The following is a 25745-nucleotide window of genomic DNA, read 5'->3' as shown; positions in this document are numbered from 1 at the left end:
CGCCGACGGAAAGATTTCCCCGTATCCAGCATCCGGAAGGCGGGGCGGCGTCCCGCACGGGCGGGGCGCCCGGGTCGGCCGCCGTTCGCGCGGCCCTTGGGGTCGCGCATCCAGCGTGTTGATGCCAGCCTGGAGTCATGGCTTGGGCGTCATGGACGACTTGCGGTGTGTTCTCCGGGCGCGGTGGCGTGCTCACGGAGGAGGTCGGTGTCCTGTCCGGGGATCTGACCGTTCATACGACCTGGGCGGATGACACGGCCCAGGTCACTGTGCAGTACAGCGGTGCGATCGACTGGTTCACCATGTCGGGCAGTCCCGTGGCGTGCCGTTCGGAGGAGGACAGCCGTCGCCTGCACGACGCGGTGGTGCAGGCGGTCCGGGCCGGGGAGGCGGCGACCGTTCCCGTCCTGCCCGGCATCGCGACGGGGAAGCCGGCGGAACGCACTCCGGAGTAACGATCAGGCGTGGACAACCGGGTGCCGCAAGGTGATTGCACGGCGACCGTCACGTACTTCGGAGCGCCGCGGCGACCAGTCCCGCGATCTCGTCCCTCAGCACTCCCCCGCCGCCCACCAGCCGGTCGAACACCAACCCGTCCACGCAGGCCAGCAGCGTGAGCGTCCGCCCCTCGGCATCGGCCACGCCTCGCGCGCCCAGGAAGGCCCGCATGGTCTCGCGTGCTGCGTTCTCGCGCGGTACGAGAATCTCGCGCAGCTCCGGGTGACGCACGCTCTCGACGGCGCACGCATAGCGGGCGAGCGATCTCCGCCGCCCCTCTCCGGCCAGTCGGCGCTCCACGAAGCCGGCGAGCCCGTCCGTCAGTTCGTCCGCATCGCGCGGCATCCCTGCCTGCTCACCGGCCGCCTGCAACTCCGCCTGGTCGAGGGCGACCAGCCGTCGGACCAGCCCCGTGAGCAGCGCCCGGCGGGTACGGAAGTACGCCGAGGTGGTGCCCGGCGGCAGATCCGACGCCCGGTCCACGGCCCGGTGGGTCAGACCGCGCATCCCCTCCTGAGCCAATACGCCGATGGCGGCATCGGCGAGGACGGTCCGTCGGTCTGTGGTCATCCCCCCTTTCTACACCTGTAGGGCCGGCGTAGTAGGCTCCTTCTACACCTGTAGAAAACTTCTGTGAGTGCATGAGACTTCTGCAGATGTGAAGCCGAGGCGGCGCAGGAGAGGGGATCCGCATGGGCGGCAGCGCGGTGGTGGTCGGCGGAGGCATCGGCGGGCTGGCCGCCGCGATCGGACTGCGCCTCATCGGCTGGGAGGTGATGGTCGTCGAGCGCGCCCGCGCCCTCGACGACGCGGGCGCGGGCATCTCCCTGCACGCGAACGGATTGCGTGCGCTGGACGCCCTCGGTGTCGGCGCGGCGGTGCGGGCGGCCGCGCGGCCGCAGTACACCGGTGGCACCCGCACCCCGGACGGCCGCCTGCTGGCACGCATGGACGGAGCCGCGCTGGAGCGCGAGCTGGGGACCCCGATCGTGGGCATCCCACGGGCCGTGCTGCACCGCCTGCTGCGCGAGGCCCTGCCTCCCGCACACCTGACCGTCGGCGCGGAGGTGACGTCCGTCGACCGCTCCGACGCCTCACGGGTCCGCCTCGCCGCCGGTGACTCCGCCTTCGAGGCGGATCTCGTCGTGGCCGCCGACGGAATCGGCAGCCGGCTGCGCGCCCAGTTGTTCCCGGGGCACCCCGGTCCGGCCTACAGCGGCTCGACCGTACTGCGGGCCATCACGGAGTCCCCGGTCGGCCTGACCACGGACTTCGAGCTGACCTGGGGGCCGGGGGCCGAGTTCGGCCACATCGCCTTCGCGGACGGCCGGGCGGAGTGGCACGCGGTGCTCAACTCCCCTGCCGGGGTGCGGCATCCGGATCCGCTCGCCGAGGTACGCCGCCGGTTCGACGGATGGCACGATCCCATTCCGGCGCTGCTCGCGTCGACCAGGCCCGATGCCGTCCTGCACCACGACGTCAACGAGCTGGTCGTCCCGCTCCCGTCCTATGCGGTGGGCCGGATCGCCCTGCTCGGCGATGCCGCCCACGCCATGACCCCGAATCTCGGGCAGGGGGCCTGCCAGTCACTGGAGGACGCGGCGACGCTGGCCGCCGCGCTCTCCGCCGGGCCCACCGTCGAGTCGGCGCTCGGCCGCTACGACGCCGAGCGCCGGCCCCGCAGCCAGTCGGTCGCACGGGCCGCCCGCCAGGCCGGACGGATGGGTCAGCAGCTGTCCCGTCCGGCCGCCGTCGCACTGCGCAACACGGCGCTGCGCCTCGCGCCGTCCCGCCTCACCGTCCGCACGATCCTGCGCCATGCCGACTGGACGCCCCCGCGGCTGGGTTCCGTACCTCAGTAGGCCCCGAAGACGTTGTCGATGGAGCCGTACTTGGCGGCCGCGTAGTTGCACGCTGCGGTGATGTTGGCGACGGGGTCGTAGGCGTCCATCGCCGTGCCGGGCACGTGGTAGGCGCGGAAGGTCGGATCGATGATCTGGAGAAGGCCCTTGGACGGCGTCCCGGCCGCGGCGTTCGAGTCCCAGTTGTTGATGGCCCGGGGGTTGCCGGAGGACTCGCGCATCACGTTGCGGTGGATGCCGTCGTAGCTGCCGGGGATGCCGTGCTCGGCCATGACGGCCAGCGACTCCTTGATCCAGCCGTCCAGATTGTTCGCGTACGTCGCGGCCGGCGCCGCGGCGCTGACGGACTGCGCCGGGGCCGCCGATGCGGCGCCGGCGCCGATGAGCGGAAGCAGTAGGGCGGCCGCGCCCGTGCCCACGGCGATGAAGCCCCGGGTCAGTGAGGTGGACTTGCGACGACGGTACGTACCCGTTGCGGGCATGGTGGATTCCTCTCCGTCGCCTGCGAGGTGAGCTGTCGGGTTCAGGCGGGAGATGCCTGGCCGCGCACGAACGCGGCTTCACCCCGAGCCGTTCCGGATACCGGACCGGCGGCCTACCTGGGTCCCCCGCTCCTGCCGTACACGAGTGGGTCGGATTGCCGGACAGCGGCAGGATTCGGCGTTCCGTCCGGATTGACGGTGACCGTAGGCGAGAGGGACTGAAAGGGACAAGCCCCTGATTTCCTTATGCAATTCACTTACAAGATCGAATCATGAGAATTGCAGTAATCCACCTCACATCGACCCCTCCCCCTTCCTTGCGCGGAAAGGGAATCGGATCGCGTGACGCGACGCAGGGGGACTCGAACGTGACTCGCGCCACGAAATCGCAAAAGGGATATTTCACCTCACCACTAAAAGAGCAATTCGGACAGAACACTCCTAACGGGCCGAGCGTGTCGACATGGGAGGCTCACATCGCCGCTCCCCCTCCCCGATACCCAAAGGCGTTGCCATCCCCCCTCCCCGCCGTTATGGTTCTGATGTCCTGTTGTCTCCGATAGAGGTGGACGTTGCGCATCTGAGGTCCGCGAACATCACGCCGTACGGCTCCGCCCGTACGCCCGTCACGCCGTAGCAGTGCCCCGCACTGCCCGTGACCCCGCGTGGATGCGACCTCGGTGCATGAGCCGTCCGCTCGATCCTCAGGACAGCCGCACCTTCCTCTGCTGCTCGGTCGCCGCGTGGTGCTCGCATACGAAGCCCCCACCCACCGCGCTTGCGAATGCGAGGAACACCATGGCAACACCCACCACCCCCGGCGCTTCGCTCACCTGCTCGGCCCTGTCCTTCCGGTGGCCGGACGGCACGAACGTCTTCGACGGGCTCTCGCTCAGTATCGGCCGGGGCCGCGTCGGCCTCGTCGGCACCAACGGCGCGGGCAAGTCCACACTGCTGCGACTGTTCGCCGGTCAACTGCGCCCCTCCCAGGGGTCGGTGACCGTCGGCGGCAGTCTCGCCCACCTTCCGCAGAACATCACCCTCGACACCACGCTGCGGGTGGACCGGGCCCTGGGCATCGCCGAGCGGCGCGAAGCGCTGCGCGCCATCGAGACCGGGGACGTCGACGAGAAGCACTTCGCGACGATCGGCGACGACTGGGACGTCGAGGAACGGGCCCTGGCGACCCTGGGCTCACTCGGACTCGGGAACGTCGAACTGGACCGCACCGTAGGTCAGTTGTCGGGCGGCGAGACCGTCCTGCTGCGCCTGGCCGCACTGCTGCTGGACCGTCCCGGCGTACTCCTCCTGGACGAACCCACCAACAACCTCGATGCGTTCGCCCGCCGGAGACTGTACGAGGCCGTCGACTCCTGGCGCTCGGGCGTGCTGGTCGTGGTCAGCCACGACCGCGAACTCCTGGAGCGCATGGACCGCATCGCCGAACTGCGCGCCGGATCCGTGAACTGGTACGGCGGTGGCTGGTCCGCCTACCAGGAAGCCGTGGCCACCGAACAGGAGGCCGCCGGACGGACGTTGCGGGCCGCGGAGGCCGATCTGCGCCGCCAGAAACGCGAACTGGAGGAGGCCCGGGTGAAGCTGGCCCGACGCCAGCGCAATGGCAGGAAGACCGAGGCCGCGGGGAGTCTCCCGAAGATCCTGGCCGGCCGCCGCAAGCGGTCCGCGCAGGAGTCGGCGGGCAAGCTTCGCGGCGTCCAGGAGGAGCGGCTCAGCGAGGCGCGCGAGCGCCGGGAGGAGGCCGCGGAGGCGATCCGCGACGATGCCGAGATCCGCGTGAGCCTTCCCCGCACGGCGGTGCCCGCCGGACGCACGGTGCTGAGCCTGCACGAGCTGCGCCCCCGGTTCGGGAGCCTGAGCGGGGGCAGCCTCGAGGTGCGGGGACCCGAGCGGATCGCTCTCGTCGGCCGCAACGGCGCCGGGAAGACGACGTTGCTGCGCACCCTCACCGGTGAGCTGGCCCCCCTGTCCGGCGAGGCGAGGACGTTCGTGCCGACGCGATTCCTTCCGCAGCGGCTCGACGTACTGGACGAGGAGCTGAGCGTCGCGGCGAACGTGGCCCGGATGGCCCCCGGGACCACGGACAACCACATCCGCGCCCAGCTCGCGCGCTTCCTCTTCCAGGGGAAGCGCGCGGAGCAGCCGGCGGGCACCCTCTCGGGCGGAGAACGTTTCCGCGCCGCCCTCGCGGCGACCATGCTCGCCGCACCGGCGCCGCAACTGCTGATGATGGACGAGCCGACCAACAACCTCGACATCGCCAGCGTGCGGCAGTTGACCGGTGCGCTCGGGTCCTACGAGGGGGCGCTCCTGATCGCCAGTCACGATCTGCCCTTCCTCGAATCGCTCGGCATCACCCGTTGGTTGCTCGTCGGCGAGGAACTACGGGAGACCACCGCCCAGGAGGTGGGCGATCTGCTCGCGGCGCCGGAGCACGCGAGCCCGGTCTGATCCGGCCGAGGGACCGGGGTGCGGACCTTCGCACGACTCCATGCGGATGGTCGTGCGAAGGCCCGCACCCGCGCCGCGATTTCAGAGCCTGTCGATGATCTTGCTCATCTGCTCGATCTCGGCGGTCTGAGCGGTGACGACGGCACCGGCGAGTTTCTTCGCGTCGGCGTTGTCACCCTTCTTGCGCTCTTCCTCGGCCATGGTGACCGCGCCCTGGTGGTGGCCGGTCATCAGCTGGGCGAACTTCTTGTCGAAGTCCTTGCCCTTGGCGGCCGACAGCTCGCTCATGTCCTTGTCGGACATCATTCCGGGCATTCCGGAACCGTCCGGCCCATGGTCCATCCCGGGCATGTCACCCATCGAGGACGAGCCCGAGGGCAGCGGCTTGCCCCACGCGGTGAGCCAGCCCTTCATCGTGTTGATCTCGGGGTCCTGGGCCTTCTCGATCGCGGTGGCCAGCTTCTTGATCTCGGGGTCGGCGGCGCGGCCGTCGGCCAGCTTCGCCATCTCGATGGCCTGCTGGTGGTGCGGGATCATCTGCTGCGCGAACTTCACGTCCGCGTCGTTGAACGTGCCGCCGGGGGTGGCCGGTGCGGAGGCGCTGCCCGAGCCGTGGTCCATGCCGGGCATGGACGAACCGTCGGACTTCGAGCCGTCGGAGGAGCCGCAGGCCACCAGTGTCAGAGCGAGGGCGGCCACGGTGCCGGCGGCCGCGAGCGTGCGGCGGCGGGCGGCGGAGGACAGGGAAACGGACATCTCGGGTTCTTTCCAGGTGGACGCGCCACATCCATGGCGCGCGAAAGGGACAGGGTCGTCCGGCCGGTCCGGGCCCGAAGGGCCGTGGACCGGCGGATTCCTGTCACGTCCGCGCGACGCACACCTGGAGCAGCAGTTCCCTGCCGGCGAACGGCGGTCCCCGCCTGGCCGGTCCGCGTACGGCCGCACGGTGCCCGATGAGCGCCCCGACGGCCAGAAGCACCAGGCCCAGCGCCATCAGCAGCGGCAGCACCTGGTCACGGGTGTGAGTGAATACGCACGACTCCCCGTCCGTCGCGGGCGCGACGGCGCCCACGTGCGCGGAGCCCTCGTCGCCCCGCACGGCAAAGTGGCCGTGGGCCGTCGTCATGGACGCGGGCGCGGCCGCGCTCATGGCCATCGCGTCGTGACAGCCCTCCGCGGCGCTCGCCGGCGCGCCGTGCATGAGGAACAGTCCGCACAGGACCGCACACAGCACGAACAGCCGGGACGTGCCCGGTGTGCGTGTCCGTCGGCGATCCACATCTGCCTCGCATGCTCGGTCGTACGGGTCGTGCGGTGCGGGCCCGACGATACCCCCACCGGGTTCCCCGTGGCGCGGCGCGGTCCTCCGTTCCGGTGGCGGCCGGTGGACGGGTGCAGCGTCAGGGTGGCCGGTCCTCGCCGGCGAGACCGTCCACCGACTCCCGAGAATGAGGTCGGCGTGGCCGACGCGGCGGGCGTACTCCTCGATCATGTCGAACAGGACCCGCCGCAGGCTGCCGCCCGGTGGCCGGTTCAGCCGTCACCGCCGACCCGTGTCCAGGCGGCGTCGCGCAGCAGGCGCAGGCCGTTGAGGCCGACGACGACGGTGGAGCCCTCGTGCCCGGCGACCCCCAGTGGGAGCGGCAGCGTGCCGGCCAGGTCCCAGACGACGAGTCCGGTGATGAAGACGGCCGCGATCACCAGGTTCTGCACGACGAGGCGGTGGCACCGGCGCGAGAGCGCCACCACAGTGGGGACGGTGGCGAGTTCGTCGCGGACGACCACGGCGTCGGCGGTCTCCAGGGCGAGGTCGGAGCCCGCCCTGCCCATCGCGATGCCCGAGTGGGCGGCGGCCAGTGCCGGAGCGTCGTTCACCCCGTCCCCGACCACGAGCACCTTCCGCCCGGCGGTCTCCATCTCCTTGACCGCGTGCACCTTGTCCTGCGGCAGCAGTCCGGCCCGGATGTCGACGATCCCGGTGTCGGCGCCCAGGCGGGCCGCGGCGCGCGGGTTGTCCCCGGTGAGCAGCACCGGGGCGCGCCCGGTGAGTCCGGTGAGGCGGGCGACGGTGGTCCGGGCACCGGTGCGCAGCCGGTCGGCGATGCCCAGGACACCGACGGACGTGCCGTCGAGTACGACCAGTACGGCGGTGCGGCCGTCCTCCTCCAGCCGGGCGGCGAGCTCGGCGACCGCTCCGTCGGCACCGGTCCGGGCGTCCCGCAGGCGGGCCGGGCTGCCGACGGCGACGCTCCGGCCGTCCAGGGTGGCGGTGACGCCGACGCCCGGGGCGGAGCTGAAGTCCGCCACCGGGGGCACGGCGAGTCCGCGGGCGCGGGCGGCTTCGGTGACGGCGCGGGCGAGAGGGTGTTCGCTGGGGTGCTCGGCCGCCGCCGCGAGGGTGAGCAGGGCGTCCTCGGTCAGGCCCGAGGACGCGAGCGGAAGGATGTCGGTGACGCGCGGCGTGCCCTCGGTCAGGGTGCCGGTCTTGTCCAGTGCCACGGCGTCGATCCGGCCGAGGCGCTCCATGACCACGGCGGACTTGATGAGCACCCCGTGCCGCCCGGCATTGGCAATGGCGGACAGCAGCGGCGGCATCGTGGCCAGGACCACTGCGCACGGCGATGCGACGATCATGAAGGTCATCGCCCGGAGCAGTGTCGGCTGCAGAGCCGCGCCGAAGGCCAGGGGCAGGGCGAACAGAACAACGGTGGCGGCCACCATGCCGATCGCGTAGCGCTGTTCGACCTTCTCGATGAAGAGCTGGGTGGGGGCCTTCGTCGCGGAGGCCTCCTCGACCATGGCGACGATCCGGGCGATCACCGAGTCCGCCGGATCGCGCTCCACAGCCACCCGCAGCGCCCCGGTGCCGTTCAGGGTTCCCGCGAACACCTCGTCGCCGGGCCCCTTGGGCATCGGAAGCGGCTCGCCCGTGATGGTCGCCTGGTCCACCTCGCTCGCCCCGTCGAGGACCCGGCCGTCGGCTCCGACGCGCTCGCCGGGGCGTACCAGGATCACGTCCCCGACCGTCAGCTCCTCGGTGCGCACGGTCTCTTCGGTACCCGCCTCGTGGAGGCGGGTGGCCGTGGCGGGTGCCAGGTCGAGCAGTCCGCGTACCGAGTCCGCCGTGCGTGCGGTGGCGAATGCCTCCAGGGCGCCCGAGGTGGCGAAGATGACGATCAGCAGGGCGCCGTCCAGCACCTGCCCGATCGCCGCCGCGCCGAGAGCCGCGACGACCATCAGCAGGTCGACGTCCAGGGTCTTCTCGCCGAGCGCCTTCAGCCCCTCCCGGGCCGGCTCCCAGCCGCCCGCAGCATAGGTGAGCGCGTACAGCGGGCCCCACGCCCACCACGGGGCGCCGAGCAGGTGCAGCGGGAGCGCGGCCAGGAACAGCACCAGCGCGGCCGCTGCCCATCGGGCCTCCGGAAGTGCCAGGATCCGGGTGCGCCGCTCGGCCGCGCCCGCGCCCCGGACCGGGCCGGTGGACGGGGCCGGGCGGGTGACGGTGGAAGACATGGGGTGGTGATCCTTCACGCGAGAAGGCGGAGTGGTTCGACCTCCGCACCATACAGGACCACATGAACACCCATTCATGCATCATTCTCCGTAGGATGAGGCCATGGGCCACGGAGTTGACGCGAAGACTGCCGCCACCGCGCGCGAGCGCCTCGACGCGGTGGGAGCCACCGATGTGGCCTCCACCCTTCAAGCCCTCGCCACGCCCTCCCGGCTCCGCATCCTCGCCCGACTCCAGGAAGGCCCCTGCCCCGCGACGGAGCTGGCCGAGGCGGTCGGTATGGAGCAGTCCGCCTGCTCCCACCAGTTGAGGCTGCTGCGCAACCTGGGCCTCGTCACCGGCGAGCGCCGGGGCCGCTCGGTGATCTACGCGCTGTACGACAACCACGTGGCCGAACTCCTCGACCAGGCCCTCTTCCACGTCGAACACCTGCGCCTCGGCCTCCACGACACCCCCGGACAGGGGGCCGCCGGAGCCGATGGCACGACGGCCGCCCTGCGCTGAGCCCCGCCGCGCGTCACACGGCGCCGCCCTCCCGGGCGAATACGGCCGCCAGGAAGTCCCCGAGGATCTCGCCGAAGGCATCCGGGCGTTCCATGTTGGGATAGTGAGCGGTCCCCTCGACGGTCGCCTCGTGACCGTCGACGACCGTCCGCGCGAGGCGCTGGGCCATGGCGAGGTGATCATCCGAATCGATGCCGCCCGATACGGCCAGCACCGGGACGTCGACCTCCGCCACCCGCGCCCAGGTGTCGGCAACGGGCACGCGCCAGTCGGGTTCGTCCGCGCCATGCTTGGCCAGCGTCCCCTCGGCCATCGTGCGCAGGCGTCGCACAACGGCGCCGTCGACGTCGCCGAGTGTGCGGTGCGGCCCCGCCGCGAAGAGCATGAAGGCGTCGGTCCAGCCCGCTACGTCACCGGCGGCCAGCGAGCGGGCCTGCTCGGCCAGGACCTGGCGGGACCAGGAATCGTGGAACTCGGGCTCGCTCGTCCCTGCCCCGCTGACGACCAACGCACGCACCAGACCGGGGTGTTCGAGCGCGGTGTCGACCGCGGTGGCACCCCCCATCGAAACGCCGGCCAGGACCGCGGGCCCGGCGTCGAGGTGACGCAGGAGGGCGGCCAGGTCGTCCGTGTGCCGGAAGGGCCTGCTCGCGTTGGACGATCCGCCGTGCCCGCGGGCGTCCGGCACAATCACGCGGTGGCCCCGCGCGAGATCCGGCACCTGGTCGTCCCACATCCCGTGGTCCAGGAATCCGCCGTGCAGCAGCACCAGAAGCGGGCCGTCGCCGGTGTCGCGGTAGACGAGGCGGCCGTCGTCGGTCTCGAAGGATTTCAGCTCGGAGGCAGCATTCATGACAACCAAGGTGCCATCCATCCGTCACGTTGACAACCGAGGTGTCATGATGACTGCATGACCGAAAACGATGCACCCCTGGCGCCCGAGGAACTCGCCCACCGGCTCACGGAGGTCTTCGCCCTGGTCGGCCCGCTCTACCGGCGCGTGCAGCGCAAGGTGGAGCAGGCCGCACCGATCGAGGGCCTGTCCGTGGGCGTACGCGCCGTACTGGACCTGCTGCGTGAACACGGCCCGATGACGGTCCCGCAGATGGGCCGGGCACAGGCGCTGAGCCGGCAGTTCGTGCAGCGCATGGTCAATGACGCCGCAGCCGGACAACTGGTCGAGATCATCCCCAATCCCGCCCACCAGCGGTCGTCCCTGGTCCGGCTGACCGGGAGCGGCAGGGCAGCGATCACCGCGGCCCTGACCCGTGAGCAGTCCCTGCTGCGTCAGGTGGAGGGGGATCTGACCGATACCGAGGTGACGGCCTGTCTGCGCGTACTCGGCAGGATGCTGGACCTCTTCGACCAGGTCGACGTGGACTGAGACCGCGCGAGGCACTGCCCGGGACCCGACGGAAACGGCGCATCCGCCACCGCATGCGGAACCAATTACCGCCGCTTACGCTCATATCTGGATCTATGCCGCCAGGAGTCGGTGATCGACAGGAAGCGAGATCCCCATGGAGCGGCTCAAGAAGTCCGGAATCGTCGGGGAAATCTCGGCGGAGTTTCTGGGCACGATGATTCTGATCCTCTTCGGCTGCGGCGTCGTGGCCCAGGTCGTGGCCGGCGGTGCGCTCACCGATCCGCCGGGCGGCCTCGGAAATCACGACAGCATCGCCTGGGCCTGGGGTCTCGGAGTCACTCTGGGCATCTACGTGGCGGCCAGACTGAGCGGAGCCCATCTCAATCCGGCGGTGACTCTCTCGCTCGCCGCATTCAAGGACTTCCCCTGGAAGAAGGTCGCACCCTATTCCCTCGCGCAACTCGCGGGGGCATTCGTCGCGGCCCTGCTGGTCCGCTGGAATTACACGGAGGCGCTGGCCGAGGCGGACCCCGGACACACGATCAAGACACAGATCGTGTTCTCCACCCTGCCCGCCAATGGAAACCCCGCACTGCCGGTCCACGAATGGGGGGCGTTGCGGGACCAGGTCATCGGCACCGCCATTCTCGTACTGCTGATCTTCGCAGTCACCGATCTCCTCAACACTCCGCCAGGCGTCAACCTCAGCCCGTTCATCGTGGGCCTCATCGTGGTGGCCATCGGCATGGCGTTCGGGACCAACGCGGGGTACGCGATCAATCCCGCACGTGACTTCGGCCCCCGGCTCGCGAGCTTCCTCACCGGCTACGGAGGAGCATGGCGGGACCAGTACGGCAACTTCTACTTCTGGGTGCCGATCGTGGGCCCGTTCGTCGGGGGCCTGGTGGGGGCGTTCGCCTACAAGACCTTCATCGGCCGCTTTCTGCCCTCGGCGGAGGAGGAGCCGGAAGGCACCATCCCCCTACTCCCGGAGAAGTGACGCCCGGTCCATCACCGGGCCCGGACTCAGGAGAGGCAGCATGCCATGGCGGACTTCATCGGCGCAGTGGACCAAGGCACCACCAGTAGCCGCTTCATGATCTTCGATCACGACGGAAACGAAGTGGCCAGACATCAATTGGAGCACGAGCAGATCCTGCCCCGTTCGGGCTGGGTGGAGCACGATCCGGTGGAGATCTGGGAGCGCACCAACTCAGTGATGCAGACCGCTCTGCGCACCGGAGGCCTGAGCGGCACGGATCTCGACGCCATCGGGATCACCAACCAGCGCGAGACGACGGTCGTCTGGGACCCCCGCACCGGCCGGCCGTACTACAACGCCATCGTGTGGCAGGACACCCGGACCGACTCGATCGCCAAGGCCCTGGAGAACGGAGGGTACGGCGAGATCATCCGGCGCAAGTCCGGTCTCCCTCCGGCCACTTACTTCTCCGGCGGGAAGATCAAGTGGATTCTCGAAAATGTCGAAGGGGTCCGTGCGGCCGCGGAGCAGGGACATGCTGTGTTCGGGAACACGGACTGCTGGGTGTTGTGGAACCTCACCGGCGGTCCGGACGGCGGAATCCATGCCACCGATGTGACCAACGCCAGCCGGACGATGCTGATGAACCTGGAGACACTCGACTGGGACGACGAGTTGCTGGACATCTTCGGCATCCCCCGGGCGATGCTCCCGACCATCAGGCCCTCCTCCGACGCGGAGGCGTACGGCCGGTCGCGCACGTCCCGGCCGCTGCGCGCCGCGATCCCGATCACCGGGGTGCTCGGCGACCAGCAGGCGGCCACGGTGGGGCAGGTGTGCTTCGAGCCGGGCGAGGCGAAGAACACGTACGGCACCGGCAACTTCCTCGTGCTCAACACCGGTACGGAACTGATCCGGTCCAAGCACGGCCTGCTCACCACCGTCGCCTACCGGTTCGGGCAGAGCCCCCCGGTCTACGCCCTGGAGGGCTCCATAGCGGTCACCGGGTCCGCGGTGCAGTGGCTGCGGGACCAGATGAAGATCATCACGACCGCGAGCGAGAGCGAACGCCTCGCCCGGACGGTCGAGGACAACGGCGGGATGTACTTCGTGCCGGCCTTCTCCGGGCTCTTCGCCCCGTACTGGCGCTCGGACGCCCGGGGTGCCATCGTCGGCCTGGCCCGGTACAACACCAACGGCCATCTGGCGAGGGCCACCCTGGAGGCCATCTGCTACCAGAGCCGGGACGTGGTGGAGGCGATGGAGCAGGATTCCGGCGTCCACCTCGACGTGCTCAAGGTCGACGGCGGGGTCACAGCCAACGACCTCTGCATGCAGATCCAGGCGGATGTGCTCGGGGTTCCCGTCAGCCGTCCCGTCGTCGCCGAGACGACCGCGCTCGGTGCCGCCTACGCGGCCGGTCTGGCCACCGGATTCTGGCAGGACCAGAGCGAGTTGCGGGAGCACTGGCAGGAGTCGAAGCGCTGGGAGCCGCAGTGGGGCGAGGAACAGCGGACCGAGGGCTACGCGAACTGGAAGAGGGCCGTGGAACGCACACTTGACTGGGTCGAGGTGGGATGAGCCCGCGCCTTCGGTCGCCGGCGCCGTGCCTTCACGCCTTCACGCCTTCACGCCTTCATCGTGATCCTGGCGGACCCGCTCGGTCATGCACCGCGGAGCATCACGAAGGGAACGAGAGCACCGAGCAGCAGTGTGCAGGCGAGCGCGATCCAGCCGGCCGTGCCGAGGGCGAGGACGACGCCGGTCATCAGCACCGGGCCCGCGACCCGGTTGGCCACGGTGCGGCTGGTGTTGAACAGCACCAGGTAGGCGCTGCGCGCCTCTTCCGGCGCCAGGGCGAAGGAGAGCGTCCACGAGGCACCGACCTGGAGCAGTTCGGCGAAGGTCAGCAGGACGACGGCCGCGCCGAGCACCAGCAGCGCCTCCCTGGGCCCGAAGCCGGGCGCGGCGGCGAAGGCCAGGGCGCCGCAGCCGAGCAGCAGCGCCGCGGCCGCGTACGAGAGCCATGCCCGGCGCGTGGTGCGGTAACAGCGGTTGAGCGGGTACTGGAGAGCGATGCACAGCACGGTGTTGACGGCGTACAGGATGCCGACGTACCGCTCCGGCACCTGCGTCCCGGTGACGAGCCACAACGGGAAGGCCACATTGAGCACCGGCATCCAGAGCGACACCAGTGCGTTGTACGCGGTGAAGCCGAGCAGTCGGCGGTCCTTGAGCAGATCCGTGATCCGGGCGCTCCCGACCGTGGTGGCCGCTTCCCCGCCGGGCGCGACGGCGTACACCGCGGCCACCACCGCATTGGCGAGTGCGCCGCCGATCAGCAGCGGCCGGAAGGCTTCCGGTGCGCCGGAGCCCAGGGCGACTCCGGCGATCAGCCCGCCCAGGCTGATGCCGAGATTGACGACGGTGCGCTGCACGGCCATCACCTTCGCGCGCAGGTTCTCCGGGGTGCGAGCGCCGACGTACGACTGGACCAGCGGGGGTGAGGACTGCTCGGTGACGGCGATGGCGGCGGCCACGAGGAGAAAGCTCCACCAGCCGTCCACCCGGAGATAGCCGACGGTGGCCAGCGCGCGCAACAGCATCACACCGATCAGCACCGGCTTCGCCCCGAAGCGGGCGGCCAGTCGGGCGACGGGCACGGCGGCGGCGATGGCGACGGCACCGCCGATGGTCAGGCCGGTGCCGACGGACGAGGTGCTGAGATGGGCGGCCTTGACGAAGTAGATGGTCGAGACGGCGAGGAAGAGCCCCGTCCCGGTCCACTCGATCAGTGTGGCGCCCTGCACCACCGGCAGGAACTGCCGGTAGCCGGGGCGCTGTCGGCCGAGGGCGGTGGTTGCGGCACGCGGCACTGCTTCCCCCCTGTGCGATGCGTCGTCCGGGCGTGGCGGTGGATCAACGGCCGGGGCGGTTGCGCGCGCTCAGACCTTAGGCGGGCGACGCCCGGTACCACCACGGCGCCGCCTCGTGTGCCTGCCGCCATTGGCCGGTACGGCTCTTGACGGCCCCCTCATACCCTTCGCCCTGCTGCGGCCGGGCCCGGTTCCGGCGGATCCGGGCGATCACCGAGAAGCGGAATGGCCGGTTCGATGCCGGGTGTCCCAGTCTGCCGGATGGGCACCGACCAGCCGTCGGACACGAGCGGTGCCGGGCGGCACAACCTCTCCTGGATGCCTGTTATCTTTACGTGACTTCGCGACAGAACTCTCGGTCATGCTTTGGCCTTTGCTGTGGCGGAGTCGTCGAGAGCGGAGCGAATCGTCCGCACTCCGGGCGTTTCGGCCCCATCAGCAGCCGGACAGGCTGACCTGCACCTGAGGACACACATGGCATACACCGGCAGGGACGAGTGATCCCGCCGCCCGCTCGACGCAAGCAGTAGTCCGCGAGGCCATGGGGGAGGCCGGCTGTGCCGGTGCGTGGCCGCGGACGCAATGACCACTGCACGGGCGCGGTCGCGGTCTGCGGCCGGCCCGGCCTGTCATGGCTGGACGGAATGACACAGCACAACATATTCAGCAGGACGGCGCGGGCCGCACGGACCGCGCTGGTCCCGGGGACGGGGCGCCGGAAACAGACGAAGCGCCCGTTCGCCCGCCTGCCGCGCAGACCGGACTTCCCGCGCGCGGGCCGGCGGGGCTGGCGAAGGTGGGTGCCCTCGTGGCGGCTGGTCCTGGGCTCGGTGCTGATGTTCACCGCGACGCTGGCGACCGTGGTGGGGATCGCCTACGCGCGTACGGACATACCCGAGGACCTCAACGCCTTCGCCACCCAGCAGGACACCGTCTATTACTGGGCCGACGGCACACCGATGGCCAGGACCGGCTGGGTGAGCCGCCAGGAGATGCCGCTCTCGAAGATCCCCGATCACGTCCGATGGGCCGTACTGGCGGCCGAGAACGCCAACTTCTACTCCGACCACGGCATTTCGACGCAGGGCATCACCCGCGCGCTGTGGCGCACGGTCAGCGACGGTGACACCCAGGGCGGATCCACCATCACCCAGCAGTACGTCAAGAACGTCTATCTTTCACAGGACCAGTCGTTCTCGCGGAAGTTCACCGAGATGCTGATGGCGGTCAAGCTGGACAGCCGCCTGAGCAAGGACGAGATCCTCCAGGAGTATCTGAACACCAGCTGGTTCGGCCGCGGCACCTACGGCCTCCAGCGTGCCTCGCAGGCCTACTACGGCAAGGAGGTCACCCAACTCAACGCCAGCGAAGGCGCGTTCATCGCCTCTTTGCTCAAGGGGGCCTCGCTGTACGACCCCGCCGTCAATCCCCGCAACCGTGAGCGCGCCGTCGAGCGGTGGCGGTGGACGCTGGACCGTATGGTGGAGATCGGCAAGCTGGCCCCGGCAGAACGGGCCACGTACACCACCTTCCCCGAGCCGAAGCCCCCGCACCGGCCGAACAGCGCGGGCGGACAGGACGGCTATCTCGTCCAGCTCGCCGAGTCGTACGCCAAGCGGGCCGCACACATCTCCGACGCACGCTTCGACCTCGGCGGCTACCAGATCTACACGACGTTCGAGAAGCCGCGGATGACCGCCCTCACACGGTCCGTCCGTGACGCACGCCGCGCGCTCGACCCCGAACAGCGCAAGGCCGACCGGTTCGTCCGGTTCGGGGCCGCGTCCGTTGCCCCGGACGGCCGGATCCTCGCGGTGTACGGCGGGCCCGACTTCGAGCGGCAGGCGTTCAACGAGTCCAACGCGGGTACCGTACCGGCCGGTTCGGCCTTCACCCCCTTCGTCTACGCCGCCGGGCTCCAGCACGGGGTGTCGCAAAAACGCAACGGTCCGCGCTCCACCATCACACCGGCAACCGTGTACGACGGCGATGACGGCATCCCGGTCATGACGCCCGAAGGCCCCTACTGGGACCGCAGCGGAAAAATGGTCAAGGGGCACAACGACGACGGCACCTCCTACGGCCCCATCAGCCTGCACGAGGCCATGGCGAAGTCCGTGGACTCCCCGTTCCTCCAACTCGGCATGGACACGGGCCTGAAGCTGGTCCGCAGCACGGCCGAGGCGTCGGGGCTCCTCCCCTCCAGTTTCGGCCCGCCCGTCCCGGCATTCGCGATGGGCAACTCCACGCCCAGCGCCATCCGGATGGCCGACGCGTACGGAACGTTTGCGGCCCGCGGTGTGCACACGGATCCGTACTCGGTCCGCAAGGTCACCCGCAATGGCGAGCCGGTCCGGCTCGACCTGCCGCGCCCCAGGCGCGCCGTGCGGTCCGAAGTCGCCGACGAGATCACCGCATCGCTCGTCCGGCCCGGCGGCAGGAACGGTGCGGTGTCCCTCACTCCGGCCGCCACCAAGGCCGGCACCACCGAGGACGACACCGCGCGCTGGTACGTCGGATACGGCCCCACCGCGTCCACCGCCGTCGTCGTCTACCGCATGGACCTGACGAAGAGCCTCGCACCGCTGCCGCTCAAGGGGCTGGCCGGCGGTCCGGCGGACGACGGGAAGCTCCCGGCCCAGATCTGGAACACATACATGGAAGCCATGACGAAGTGACAGATACCAAAGGAAAAACCCCTGTTCGCCGCATACGGGCCCGGCTCACGCCCCGTATCGTCCTCGGGATCACGGTATGCCTCGTGGTGTCCGGTTCCGCGGCACTCGTCCCGCTGCTGTCCGGCGAAGCCTCGGACGGCCGGACTCCGCAGCAGGACGCACGCACCGTCGCCGCGCCGAAGCCGACCGCCACCGAGCACCGCGGGGAGGACGCGAGCACGGAGGAGGAGGACTGGGACGGAAAGATCAAGATCCTGGGTGACGGCTCCACGTCCTACACCGGCCCGCAGCCGGGCCGGATGAAGGCCGAGCGGCTCAAGCGGGGTGAGCGGCCGCCCCAGTTCGTGGTGTTCTCGTGGGACGGCGCGCTGGAGGGCGACGACCACATGTTCTCGCGCTTCCGCCGGGCGGCGAAGGAGAGCAATGCCCACATGACGTTCTTCCTCACCGGCATCTACCTCCTCCCGAAGGACAAGCGGGACCTCTACCGGCCGCCCCAGCACAAGACCGGAGCCGCCGCGATCTCGTACCCGACGCGCGAACACATCCGGATGACACTGGACCAGCTCGGCGGTGCGTGGAAGGAGGGCAACGAGATCGGGTCCCATTTCAACGGCCACTTCTGCGAGAAGAAGGGCGGTGGGGACTGGAACAAGAACGAGTGGATCAGCGAGATCGGCCAGTTCTACTCCTTCGTGCAGAACTGGAAGACCAACACCGGCTACAAGGACCTCGATCCGCTCCCCTTCGACCCCACGCGTGAGGTCGTCGGCGGTCGGGCGCCCTGTCTGGAGGGCCAGAAGACCCTGCTGTCGGCCACCAAGCCGTTCGGCTGGCGCTACGACGCGAGCTCCCCGGGCGACTTCCAGATCTGGCCGTCCAAGAAGGAGGGCGTCTGGGATTTCCCGCTCCAGATGCTGCCGTTCCCCGGCAAGAAGTTCCAGGTGCTGTCCATGGACTTCAACTTCCTCTACAACCAGTCCAAGGGCAGCACCGAGGGCGACCCGGCGAAGTACGCGACCTGGCGCGAGGAGGCACGCAACGCGTACATGGCGGGTTTCGAGCGGGTCTTCCACGGCAGCCGCGCCCCACTGTTCATCGGGAACCACTTCGAGGACTGGAACGGCGGCATCTACATGGATGCCGTCGAGGAGACGATGCGCGAGGTCTGCCCCCGCAAGGAGGTCCGCTGCGTGTCCTTCCGTGAACTGGCCGACTGGCTCGACGCACAGGACCCCAAGGTTCTCGCACAGTGGCGGACCCTCGACCCCGCCCAGCCCCCGAACTGGAAACAGTAGGGAACGGGACCGGGCAGCGCGGCTCCGGCCGGAGCCGCGCTGCCCGGGTTGCGGGTGCCGTCGGCGCCGCGGTCAGTTCGCCTTCTCGACGAACTCCGTGGTGTACGTCTTGGAGAGGTCCACCTCGGCGTCCTTCAGATTCGGGTTGAAGGCCTTCAGAACCCGCTCGACGGTGGCGGGACCGTCCGCGGGCATCACGCCGTCCTTGGTGAACATGGGGAGCGTGCTCTTGATGGCCTGGGCGTAGAGAGCCTTGCCGCCGCCCTGGGCGTAGTCGGCGGGCATCTTCGCGGCGATCTCCTCCGCGCTGTGCGTGGACATCCACTTCAGCGTCCTGACGAAGGCGTTGACCAGCTTCTGGACGGTCTCCTTGTGGCTGTTGACCCATTCGGTCTGCATGTAGAGGCTGGACGAGGGGTAGGGCCCGCCGAGCGCCTCCTTGGAGCCCTCGGGCGTCCGCATGTCGATGAGGATCCTGCCGAGCTTCTTGTCCAGGATGGTGGCGACCGTCGGGTCGGTGGTCATGCCGCCCTGGATGGAACCCTGCTGGAGGGCGGAGATGAACGTCTGCCCGGCTCCCACCGCGACCGGCGTGAACTCGCTGGTCTGCACATCGCTGTTGACGGCGAGGTACTTGGTGAGAAAGTCGGTGGAGGAACCGATGCCGGTCACGCCGAGCTTCTTGCCCTTGAAGTCCTTCGCCGACCTGATGTCGTCCGCCGCCCGGTCGGACACGATCTCGACCTCGCCCGGGGCGTGGGAGAACTGTACGACGGATTCGACCTGCTTGCCCTTCACCTGGAGGTCGAGGGTGTGGTCGTAGAAGCCCACGGTGCCCTGGACATCGCCGGAGACCAGCGCCGTCTCGGCCTGGACGCCGGCGGGCTCGGTCAGGAGCTGGACGGACACGCCCTCCTCCTTGAAGTAGCCGAGCCGCTCGGTCAGCATCGCGGGCAGGTAGATGACCTTGTCCAGGCCCCCGACCATGATCTTGACCTTGTCGTCCTTGCCACCGGAGGCCGAGGTGGAGCCGCCGCCGCAGGCGGTGAGGCCGGTCAGGGCGAGTACGCCGGCGACGGCGAGGGCCGGGATCCGGGTGGATGTACGCATCTGATTCACGTCCTTGTGAAGAATGGGGCGGGGATACGGAGGGCCGCGGGGCGTCAGCGCGCGCTGCCGGCCTCGGCCGGCTTCCAGCGGAAGAGCCGCTTTTCGAGGAAGGTCAGCAGGCCCTCGGCCAGCAGGGCGACGATCGCGAGGATGACCATCGCGGCGTAGACGCCGGCGGCGTTGAACGTGCCCTGGGAGGCGGCGACCAGCAGTCCGAGCCCCTTGGTGGCCCCGATGTACTCACCGACGATCGCGCCGATGAGTGCGAAGCCGAAGCTCACGTGCAGGCTGGTGAAGATCCACGAGGTGGCGGAGGGGATGACCACCTGGAGGGTGACCTGGCGGTTGCTGGCGCCCAGAATGCGGGAGTTGGCGACGAGATCGCGGTCGACCTCCCGAGCACCCTGGAAGGCGTTGAAGAAGACGGGGAAGAACACGAGGACGACCGCGGAGGCGACCTTCGACGCCGGGCCGAGGCCGAACCAGATCAGGAAGATCGGCGCGAGCACGATACGGGGCAAGGCGTTGAGCACCTTGATGTACGGCCCGAGGACATCGGCGGCGAACCGGACACGGCCCAGCGCGATGCCCAGCACCACACCGGCGAACACACCGATGACCCAACCGAGCAGCGCCTCGTAGAGCGTGTACCAGATCTGCTCCCAGAGAGAGCCCTGGGCGGTTCCGTCGACGACCCAGGTCCGGATCTGGTCCCAGATCTTCGACGGCATGGAGAAGTTGAACGGGTCGATGACCGCGGTGCGGGCCAGCCATTCCCACAGTCCGACGACCGCGAGGAGGACCGCGATCCGGCTGCCCGTCACCAGGTACGTGCGGTTCCTGGCGGCCCGCGCCCTTGCCCGGGCCCGATCGGTCCCGATGACGGCGGCACTCGCCGTGACGGTGTCAGGCGACATCGAGGGCACCCCTCTCGCGTGTGATGCGGACCTCTTCGCCGAGCGAGGACCAGATCTCCCGGTAGATCTCGACGAACCTCGGTTCCAGCCGGACCTGTTCGACCTTGCGGGGACGGGGCAGGCCGATCTCGAAGACCTCCTTGACCGTGGCGGGTCCGGCGGTCATGACCACGACCTTGTCGGCCAGCGCGATGGACTCCTCCAGGTCATGGGTGACGAAGACGACGGAGGCGCCGGTGCCGGCCCACAGCTCCAGCAGTTCGTCCGACATCAGGGCCCTGGTCTGCACATCGAGCGCGGAGAACGGCTCGTCCATGAGCAGGATCTCGGGGTCGTTGACGAACGTGGCCGCGAGCGCGACACGCTTGCGCTGACCGCCGGACAGCTGGTGGGGGTAGCGGTCCTCGAAGGAGGAGAGGCCGACCCTGGCGAGCCACTCCCGGGCCCGCTCCTTCGCCTCGGGCTTGGCCACACCGCGGAAGCGGGGACCCGCCATCACATTGGACAGCACGGTCCGCCACGGGAAGACCGCGTCCTGCTGGAAGACGAAGCCGACCTTGTCGCCGATGCCGCGCACCGGCTCCCCGGCCACCAGCACCTCGCCCTCGGTGGGTTCCTCCAGGCCGCTGACCAGGGTCAGCGTGGTCGACTTGCCGCATCCGGTGGGGCCCACCACGGCGACGAACTCGCCGCGCCCGATCGTCAGGTCCAGATCCCGTACGGCGGTGTGGAGCGTCCCCGACGGAGTCCGGAACGCTTTGCTCGCCCCCCGCAGCTCGATGGCGGGGCTCGTTTCGCTGTTCATGGGGCGGGACGCTAGAGGCGCCCCGCGGGCGCGGGCACCCTTGCGCCCACAACTCCGGGTTCTGCCCATAACGCGGGGTTCTGCTCGTTCTGCTCGCGCTCCGGCAACGAATGCGACACGAGGACTGGTCATCGGCGACCACGGCGTTTACGTTGCGTTCACACGAGGACGAAACGGAGCATCATGTTCCTGGCCGGAGGAAGGCAGAGGGCGAGCACATGCGCATTCACTGGCCCCGCCGTGTCTTCGCCCAGGTGCTCTTCACCCAGGTGGCCATCACCACCGGAGTGATCATGCTGATCACGGGGCTCTTCCTCGCCCCGCTCAGCCATCAGCTCGACAACCAGGCGATGCACCAGGCCCTTTCCATCGCCCAGACCACCGCCGCCGAACCCGGGCTGGTACGCGATCTGCGGAGCACCGACCCCAGCCCCGGCGGCCCGGTGCAGGCCGAGGCCGAACGGATCCGGCGGGCCACCGGAGCCCTGTACATCGTCGTCATGGACACCCGCGGGGTCCGCTGGTCGCACACCGACACCGCACAGATCGGCAAGCACGTCTCGACCGACCCCAGCACCGCTCTGGGCGGCCGCGAGATCATGCAGATCGACGACGGAACGCTGGGCAGGTCGGCACGGGCGAAGGTCCCGCTCCGCGACGGGCGCCGGCACATCGTGGGCGCCGTGTCGGTGGGCATCGCCTACGACAGCGTCCATGACCGGCTGCTGGGAACCATTCCCGGTCTGCTGCTCTACTCCGGTGCGGCGCTCGCGGTGGGCGTACTGGCCGCGCTGGCCGTCTCGCGGCGGCTCCAGCGCGGCACGCACGGGCTCGCCTTCACCGACATCTCCGCGCTGCTGGACGAGCGCGAGGCCATGCTGCACAGCATCCGCGAGGCGGTGCTCGCCCTCGACGCGCGGGGCCGGATCCGGCTGCTCAACGACGAGGCGCAGCGCCTGCTGGAGCTGGACCAGCAGGCCGTCGGGCGCCCGCTGGGCGAGGTCCTGCCGCCGGGCCGTACGGCGGAGGTGCTGGCGGGGCGGGTCTACGGCGCCGACCTGATCACCGTCTGCCGGGGCCGGGTGCTGATAGCCAACCGGATGCCCACCGGCGACGGCGGGGCCGTGGTGACCCTGCGCGACCGCACCGAGCTGGAGCTGCTGAGCCGTGAACTGGACTCCACCCACGGGCTGTTGGACGCGCTGCGAGCCCAGGACCACGAGCACGCCAACCGGCTGCACACCCTGCTCGGTCTGCTGGAGCTCGGCAGGCACGAAGCCGCGGTGGAATTCGTCGTGGAGGTGACCGAAGGTCACCGGGCCTCGGCTGAGCAGGTCGCCGAGCGCGTCAACGATCCGTTGCTCTCGGCGTTGTTGGTGGGCAAGTCGGCCATCGCGGCGGAGCGGGGCGCGTCGCTGCGCATCTCGCCGGGCACCCGGCTCCCTGACGTGGTGGTGGACCCGCGCGATCTGGTGACCGTTCTCGGAAACCTCATCGACAACGCGCTGGACGTCGCCACTCTCATCGAGGTGGAACTGCTCGCGGAGGGCAGCACGGCGGTGCTGCGGGTCAGTGACAACGGGCCCGGTGTGCCTCCCACGATGCGTGAACAGATCTTCGCCGAGGGGTGGTCCACCAAGGAGTCCCCCGCGCACCGAGGGCGCGGTCTGGGACTGGCGCTGGTGCGCCGGCTGGCCGAGCGCTACGGTGGCGCGGCCCGCGTCACGGCCCGCGCCGGCGGCGGCGCGGTCTTCACCGTCGTCCTGCCCGAGGCGCTCACCGTCCGGCCGCTGACAGAAGTGGGAGAGTCGCGATGATCGATGTCCTGGTGGTGGACGACGACTTCCGGGTCGCCGAGATCAATGCCGCGTACGTGGCCAAGGTCCCCGGCTTCCGGGTCATCTCGCGTGCGCACACCGCCGCTCAGGCGCTGTCCTTCCTGGAGCGCGATCATGTCGACCTCGTGCTCCTCGATCACTATTTGCCGGACGAGACGGGGCTGACGCTGGTGCGACGGCTGCGCCAGCTCGGTCACCCGGCCGATGTGATCATGGTGACCGCGGCCCGAGATGTGTCGACCGTTCGGACCGCCATGCGGTACGGGGCACTCCAGTACCTGGTCAAGCCGTTCAGTTTCGGCGGGCTGCGGTCCAAGCTGGAGAGTTACGCGGCTCTGCGCCGGACGCTGGACGGCGTGGGCGCCGGCCGCGGCGAGGCCGGACAGGAGCAGGTCGACCAGATCTTCGGTGCCCTCCGTACCGCGGAGTCCGGCCCGGCGGCCGGAATGCCCAAGGGGCATTCCGCACCGACCGCGGATGTCATCCGCCATGTCCTGTCGGCCGCCGAGGGGCCGCTGTCCGCGCACGAAGTGGCGGCGCGGGCGGGGCTCAGCCGCTCCACCGCCCAGCGGTACCTGAAGTATCTGGAGGGCGCGGGCCGGATCAGTCTCAGCCTCAAGTACGGCGACACGGGCCGCCCCGAGCACCGTTACGCATGGGCGAATCTCCGTCCGGAGCCGCTGCGATGAGCCCGTCGGGCGCGTCGCCGGTGGAACTCACTCCCGCGGCGGCGGAGTTGCTGCGACGGCTGCGAGAGGTGCATGGGCCGCTGATGTTCCATCAGTCGGGCGGCTGCTGCGACGGCAGCGCTCCCATGTGCTACCGGGACGGCGAGTTCCGTACCGGTGGCTCCGATGTGCTGGTGGCTTCGCTCGACGTCGCCGGGGTGGCGGAGAGCATCCCCTTCTGGATGTCGAGGAGCCAGTTCGAACTGTGGGCGCACACCCGCCTGATCGTCGACGTGGTGGAGGGGCGGGGCAGCGGATTCTCGCTGGAGGCCCCGGAGGGGGTGCGGTTCCTGATCCGTTCGCGGCTGGCCGGCCCGGACGGGGACTGACCCGCCGCGAACGGTCGCCCGGCGGGACTCCGGGGTCAGGGCGTGAGGTTGCTGACGACGTCGGCCGTGGCGGCCAGGCTGTCCTGGATGGTCGGCGCCATGCTCGTACCCGCGAGGAAGAACCCGAGCATGGCGCAGACCAGCGCATGCGAGATCTTCAGCCCCCCGTTGCGGAGGAAGATCACCGCAAGGATCAGCAGAAGCAGCACCAGTGAGATCGAAATAGCCATGGCCAACCTCCTCCGCCGCGCCGGAATGCGGCATTCGGCCGCCAGTGTGGCGTAGCGGAGGAGCCGCCCGGCGCGCTGGCGTGTCCGCCATCCGGGTGTTGACTGGCTGTCACGCTCGGGGTGGCGCCTGCGGTCAGCCGCGGGGCTGGGCGGCCCCGGTCCGGCCGTCCCGGTCGTGGGTGCGGAGGAAGGCTTCGAGCCCGGCCAGATCATCGGTGTTGAGGTGGTCGACCCCGGCGGCCAGCAGCTCCGTCCAGACGGCCTCCCGCGCCGGGCCCGGCGCGTCCGGCGTGGCCCAGAAGCGGACGCGCTGACCGTTGCGATGGGCCCGGTCCACGTGCGAGCGCAGTTTGTCCCGCTCGGCCGCGGGGAATGGCCCTGCGCCCAGCCAGCTGAAGCCATCGCTCCAGCTGCTGCTGATGAGCGGGATGAACGCGGCGGTGGCCGAGGTTCCGAGGTCCTCGGGGCGGCCGTCGTAGAAGGCGTACCGGCTCTGCTGCGCCTCCATCGGGACGCGGGCGGCGCGGTCGCCGGAGATGACGGGGGTGACGGCGCCGGGGCGCACCCGGCCGTGGTGGTACGACGTCAGCATCCGCCGGTAGCGCCGGAGCTGCCGGTCGAGTTCGAGGTAGGCCGCGGCTCCGTCCGTCTTGATGTCGATCAGCAGCTGTACGGGTTCGTGGTGGCCGAGGTGGACCGTGCCGTGGTTGGCCCGGACCCTGGCCAGCAGCGGGTCCAGGTAGAGCGAGGCGAGGGTGCGGGCGGGGTCGAGGTCGGTGGCCTCGTGGGCGACCAGCAGTTCCCCGTCCACCAGGAAGATGTCGGCCTCGACACTGGTGAATCCGTGTTCGAGCGCGTCGTACAGGGGTCGTGTGTGCAGGTAGTCGTTGTGTGCGTGGGCCCGGCGCAGCGGCTGCCGACGGTGGCGTCGTACGGCGGTGGACGTGGGGGCCGCTTCGGACGCCGCGGCGGTCCGCGGGGAAAGCAACGTGCCTGCGGCCACGGTGGCGAGCGCGGTGGTGACGACGCTTCGACGGGTCGGGAACGCCATGGATTCTCCCGGGGCGAGTGGTGGACCGGACGGGCGGACGCGACCGAGTATGCGACGGCTCTTGCCGCAACGGACAGGCACCGCACAAGAGTTGACCAGGTCGTCGTCCGCCCGTCGACTGCCGTTGTCCCGTCGGGCCGGGAGCGTCCGGCGCCGGCCGGCCCCGTCGGCACAGGTGGAGATGGCGAGCCGGGTGCCGCCGGCGCTG

The 25745-nt window shown here is 70.0% G+C and carries 24 protein-coding genes and 1 riboswitch; of the genes, 12 read left to right on the top strand and 12 right to left on the bottom strand.

From position 1 onward, the window contains the following. Nucleotides 1-137: 137 nt before the first annotated feature. Complete coding sequence (locus IE107_RS02590; protein ID WP_189540491.1) at nt 138-455, top strand: hypothetical protein; 318 nt, start codon at nt 138-140, stop codon at nt 453-455. Between the two features lie 49 nt (nt 456-504). On the opposite strand, the gene IE107_RS02585 is transcribed toward IE107_RS02590, so the two are convergent. Next, nucleotides 505-1068 carry a TetR/AcrR family transcriptional regulator gene (locus IE107_RS02585; RefSeq protein ID WP_189540489.1) on the bottom strand — a complete coding sequence of 188 codons (564 nt, stop codon included), beginning with the start codon at nt 1066-1068 and terminating at the stop codon, nt 505-507. 122 nt (nt 1069-1190) lie between these two features. On the opposite strand from IE107_RS02585, the gene IE107_RS02580 reads away from it, so the two are divergent. Then, nucleotides 1191-2360: an FAD-dependent monooxygenase gene (locus tag IE107_RS02580; RefSeq protein ID WP_189540487.1), complete on the top strand. Its 1170-nt coding sequence runs from the start codon at nt 1191-1193 to the stop codon at nt 2358-2360. On the opposite strand, the gene IE107_RS02575 is transcribed toward IE107_RS02580, so the two are convergent. After that, the gene (locus IE107_RS02575; RefSeq protein ID WP_189540485.1) at nt 2354-2842 is read right to left on the bottom strand and encodes a transglycosylase SLT domain-containing protein; all 489 of its coding nucleotides are present in this window, start codon (nt 2840-2842) and stop codon (nt 2354-2356) included. The two genes, IE107_RS02580 and IE107_RS02575, sit on opposite strands and share 7 nt — an antisense overlap. Before the next feature lie 2 nt (nt 2843-2844). Next, nucleotides 2845-3033: riboswitch (cyclic di-AMP (ydaO/yuaA leader) on the bottom strand. A gap of 607 nt (nt 3034-3640) precedes the next feature. Here IE107_RS02575 and IE107_RS02570 point away from each other — a divergent pair. Further along, nucleotides 3641-5311, top strand: a complete 1671-nt coding sequence (locus IE107_RS02570; protein WP_189540483.1) for an ABC-F family ATP-binding cassette domain-containing protein — start codon at nt 3641-3643, stop codon at nt 5309-5311. An 81-nt stretch (nt 5312-5392) separates the two neighbouring features. On the opposite strand, the gene IE107_RS02565 is transcribed toward IE107_RS02570, so the two are convergent. The 3 genes from IE107_RS02565 to IE107_RS02555 all read right to left on the bottom strand — a co-directional run bounded on the left by IE107_RS02565 (nt 5393) and on the right by IE107_RS02555 (nt 8824). After that, a complete protein-coding gene (locus IE107_RS02565; protein WP_189540481.1) occupies nt 5393-6067 on the bottom strand; it encodes a DUF305 domain-containing protein in 675 nt (224 codons plus the stop codon). 103 nt (nt 6068-6170) lie between these two features. Beyond that, entirely contained in the window at nt 6171-6512 is a 342-nt protein-coding gene (locus tag IE107_RS02560) for a hypothetical protein (RefSeq protein WP_229866648.1), read from the bottom strand. 332 nt (nt 6513-6844) lie between these two features. After that, nucleotides 6845-8824, bottom strand: a complete 1980-nt coding sequence (locus IE107_RS02555; protein WP_189540478.1) for a heavy metal translocating P-type ATPase — start codon at nt 8822-8824, stop codon at nt 6845-6847. Between the two features lie 103 nt (nt 8825-8927). Here IE107_RS02555 and IE107_RS02550 point away from each other — a divergent pair, with 103 nt between their 5' ends. Next, on the top strand, nt 8928-9329 hold the full coding sequence (locus IE107_RS02550) for an ArsR/SmtB family transcription factor (protein ID WP_189540476.1): 402 nt from the start codon (nt 8928-8930) through the stop codon (nt 9327-9329). A 13-nt stretch (nt 9330-9342) separates the two neighbouring features. On the opposite strand, the gene IE107_RS02545 is transcribed toward IE107_RS02550, so the two are convergent. Further along, the gene (locus IE107_RS02545) at nt 9343-10182 is read right to left on the bottom strand and encodes an alpha/beta fold hydrolase (protein ID WP_189540474.1); all 840 of its coding nucleotides are present in this window, start codon (nt 10180-10182) and stop codon (nt 9343-9345) included. A 57-nt stretch (nt 10183-10239) separates the two neighbouring features. Between IE107_RS02545 and IE107_RS02540 the strand changes: the two genes are divergently transcribed. From IE107_RS02540 to glpK, 3 genes are all read left to right on the top strand, one after another. After that, nucleotides 10240-10713, top strand: coding sequence for a MarR family winged helix-turn-helix transcriptional regulator (locus tag IE107_RS02540; protein ID WP_189540473.1), 474 nt, complete (start codon nt 10240-10242; stop codon nt 10711-10713). A gap of 136 nt (nt 10714-10849) precedes the next feature. Beyond that, nucleotides 10850-11695, top strand: coding sequence for an MIP/aquaporin family protein (locus tag IE107_RS02535; protein ID WP_189540470.1), 846 nt, complete (start codon nt 10850-10852; stop codon nt 11693-11695). 45 nt (nt 11696-11740) lie between these two features. Next, a complete protein-coding gene (gene glpK, locus IE107_RS02530; RefSeq protein WP_189540468.1) occupies nt 11741-13258 on the top strand; it encodes a glycerol kinase GlpK in 1518 nt (505 codons plus the stop codon). A gap of 83 nt (nt 13259-13341) precedes the next feature. On the opposite strand, the gene IE107_RS02525 is transcribed toward glpK, so the two are convergent. Next, complete coding sequence (locus tag IE107_RS02525; protein ID WP_189540466.1) at nt 13342-14553, bottom strand: MFS transporter; 1212 nt, start codon at nt 14551-14553, stop codon at nt 13342-13344. A gap of 644 nt (nt 14554-15197) precedes the next feature. Between IE107_RS02525 and IE107_RS02520 the strand changes: the two genes are divergently transcribed. Beyond that, on the top strand, nt 15198-17231 hold the full coding sequence (locus IE107_RS02520) for a transglycosylase domain-containing protein (RefSeq protein WP_189540463.1): 2034 nt from the start codon (nt 15198-15200) through the stop codon (nt 17229-17231). An 83-nt stretch (nt 17232-17314) separates the two neighbouring features. Continuing rightward, nucleotides 17315-18529 (top strand): polysaccharide deacetylase family protein, encoded by a 1215-nt coding sequence (locus IE107_RS02515; protein ID WP_229866647.1) that lies wholly within the window; start codon nt 17315-17317, stop codon nt 18527-18529. Between the two features lie 72 nt (nt 18530-18601). On the opposite strand, the gene IE107_RS02510 is transcribed toward IE107_RS02515, so the two are convergent. From IE107_RS02510 to IE107_RS02500, 3 genes are read right to left on the bottom strand one after another with little or no spacing between them, the layout of a single operon-like run. Further along, nucleotides 18602-19639 (bottom strand): ABC transporter substrate-binding protein, encoded by a 1038-nt coding sequence (locus tag IE107_RS02510; protein ID WP_189540461.1) that lies wholly within the window; start codon nt 19637-19639, stop codon nt 18602-18604. Nucleotides 19640-19692: 53 nt separating this feature from the next. Continuing rightward, nucleotides 19693-20556, bottom strand: coding sequence for an ABC transporter permease (locus tag IE107_RS02505; protein WP_189540459.1), 864 nt, complete (start codon nt 20554-20556; stop codon nt 19693-19695). Beyond that, nucleotides 20546-21361 (bottom strand): ABC transporter ATP-binding protein, encoded by an 816-nt coding sequence (locus IE107_RS02500; protein ID WP_189540457.1) that lies wholly within the window; start codon nt 21359-21361, stop codon nt 20546-20548. The genes IE107_RS02505 and IE107_RS02500 overlap by 11 nt, the downstream gene beginning before the upstream one ends. 218 nt (nt 21362-21579) lie before the next feature. Here IE107_RS02500 and IE107_RS02495 point away from each other — a divergent pair, with 218 nt between their 5' ends. Genes IE107_RS02495 through IE107_RS02485 form a run of 3 tightly spaced genes read left to right on the top strand, consistent with a single transcriptional unit; the run spans nt 21580 to nt 24256 of the window. Beyond that, the gene (locus tag IE107_RS02495; protein ID WP_189540455.1) at nt 21580-23178 is read left to right on the top strand and encodes a sensor histidine kinase; all 1599 of its coding nucleotides are present in this window, start codon (nt 21580-21582) and stop codon (nt 23176-23178) included. Continuing rightward, a complete protein-coding gene (locus tag IE107_RS02490) occupies nt 23175-23888 on the top strand; it encodes a response regulator (protein ID WP_189540453.1) in 714 nt (237 codons plus the stop codon). Before IE107_RS02495 ends, IE107_RS02490 begins: the two co-directional genes overlap by 4 nt. Continuing rightward, nucleotides 23885-24256: a DUF779 domain-containing protein gene (locus IE107_RS02485; RefSeq protein ID WP_189540451.1), complete on the top strand. Its 372-nt coding sequence runs from the start codon at nt 23885-23887 to the stop codon at nt 24254-24256. Before IE107_RS02490 ends, IE107_RS02485 begins: the two co-directional genes overlap by 4 nt. A 35-nt stretch (nt 24257-24291) precedes the next feature. Here IE107_RS02485 and IE107_RS02480 read toward each other — a convergent pair whose 3' ends face one another. Together IE107_RS02480 and IE107_RS02475 are read right to left on the bottom strand one after the other, a co-directional pair. Then, nucleotides 24292-24486: a hypothetical protein gene (locus IE107_RS02480; protein ID WP_189540448.1), complete on the bottom strand. Its 195-nt coding sequence runs from the start codon at nt 24484-24486 to the stop codon at nt 24292-24294. Nucleotides 24487-24619: 133 nt separating this feature from the next. Continuing rightward, nucleotides 24620-25537, bottom strand: coding sequence for a phosphatidylinositol-specific phospholipase C/glycerophosphodiester phosphodiesterase family protein (locus tag IE107_RS02475; protein WP_189540446.1), 918 nt, complete (start codon nt 25535-25537; stop codon nt 24620-24622). Between the last annotated feature and the right edge of the window lie 208 nt (nt 25538-25745).

It is taken from the genome of Streptomyces gelaticus (assembly GCF_014649535.1).
Classification (GTDB): domain Bacteria; phylum Actinomycetota; class Actinomycetes; order Streptomycetales; family Streptomycetaceae; genus Streptomyces; species Streptomyces gelaticus.
This window is presented reverse-complemented; position numbering and strand designations above follow the sequence as displayed.

What these genes read in the sequence shown, in the direction of transcription:
- IE107_RS02590 (WP_189540491.1), top strand. Translation starts at nt 138, where the DNA reads ATGGCTTGGGCGTCATGGACGACTTGCGGTGTGTTCTCCGGGCGCGGT.
- IE107_RS02585 (WP_189540489.1), bottom strand. Translation starts at nt 1,068, where the DNA reads ATGACCACAGACCGACGGACCGTCCTCGCCGATGCCGCCATCGGCGTA.
- IE107_RS02580 (WP_189540487.1), top strand. Translation starts at nt 1,191, where the DNA reads ATGGGCGGCAGCGCGGTGGTGGTCGGCGGAGGCATCGGCGGGCTGGCC.
- IE107_RS02575 (WP_189540485.1), bottom strand. Translation starts at nt 2,842, where the DNA reads ATGCCCGCAACGGGTACGTACCGTCGTCGCAAGTCCACCTCACTGACC.
- IE107_RS02570 (WP_189540483.1), top strand. Translation starts at nt 3,641, where the DNA reads ATGGCAACACCCACCACCCCCGGCGCTTCGCTCACCTGCTCGGCCCTG.
- IE107_RS02565 (WP_189540481.1), bottom strand. Translation starts at nt 6,067, where the DNA reads ATGTCCGTTTCCCTGTCCTCCGCCGCCCGCCGCCGCACGCTCGCGGCC.
- IE107_RS02560 (WP_229866648.1), bottom strand. Translation starts at nt 6,512, where the DNA reads ATGCACGGCGCGCCGGCGAGCGCCGCGGAGGGCTGTCACGACGCGATG.
- IE107_RS02555 (WP_189540478.1), bottom strand. Translation starts at nt 8,824, where the DNA reads ATGTCTTCCACCGTCACCCGCCCGGCCCCGTCCACCGGCCCGGTCCGG.
- IE107_RS02550 (WP_189540476.1), top strand. Translation starts at nt 8,928, where the DNA reads ATGGGCCACGGAGTTGACGCGAAGACTGCCGCCACCGCGCGCGAGCGC.
- IE107_RS02545 (WP_189540474.1), bottom strand. Translation starts at nt 10,182, where the DNA reads ATGAATGCTGCCTCCGAGCTGAAATCCTTCGAGACCGACGACGGCCGC.
- IE107_RS02540 (WP_189540473.1), top strand. Translation starts at nt 10,240, where the DNA reads ATGACCGAAAACGATGCACCCCTGGCGCCCGAGGAACTCGCCCACCGG.
- IE107_RS02535 (WP_189540470.1), top strand. Translation starts at nt 10,850, where the DNA reads ATGGAGCGGCTCAAGAAGTCCGGAATCGTCGGGGAAATCTCGGCGGAG.
- glpK (WP_189540468.1), top strand. Translation starts at nt 11,741, where the DNA reads ATGGCGGACTTCATCGGCGCAGTGGACCAAGGCACCACCAGTAGCCGC.
- IE107_RS02520 (WP_189540463.1), top strand. Translation starts at nt 15,198, where the DNA reads ATGACACAGCACAACATATTCAGCAGGACGGCGCGGGCCGCACGGACC.
- IE107_RS02510 (WP_189540461.1), bottom strand. Translation starts at nt 19,639, where the DNA reads ATGCGTACATCCACCCGGATCCCGGCCCTCGCCGTCGCCGGCGTACTC.
- IE107_RS02505 (WP_189540459.1), bottom strand. Translation starts at nt 20,556, where the DNA reads ATGTCGCCTGACACCGTCACGGCGAGTGCCGCCGTCATCGGGACCGAT.
- IE107_RS02500 (WP_189540457.1), bottom strand. Translation starts at nt 21,361, where the DNA reads ATGAACAGCGAAACGAGCCCCGCCATCGAGCTGCGGGGGGCGAGCAAA.
- IE107_RS02495 (WP_189540455.1), top strand. Translation starts at nt 21,580, where the DNA reads ATGCGCATTCACTGGCCCCGCCGTGTCTTCGCCCAGGTGCTCTTCACC.
- IE107_RS02490 (WP_189540453.1), top strand. Translation starts at nt 23,175, where the DNA reads ATGATCGATGTCCTGGTGGTGGACGACGACTTCCGGGTCGCCGAGATC.
- IE107_RS02485 (WP_189540451.1), top strand. Translation starts at nt 23,885, where the DNA reads ATGAGCCCGTCGGGCGCGTCGCCGGTGGAACTCACTCCCGCGGCGGCG.
- IE107_RS02480 (WP_189540448.1), bottom strand. Translation starts at nt 24,486, where the DNA reads ATGGCTATTTCGATCTCACTGGTGCTGCTTCTGCTGATCCTTGCGGTG.
- IE107_RS02475 (WP_189540446.1), bottom strand. Translation starts at nt 25,537, where the DNA reads ATGGCGTTCCCGACCCGTCGAAGCGTCGTCACCACCGCGCTCGCCACC.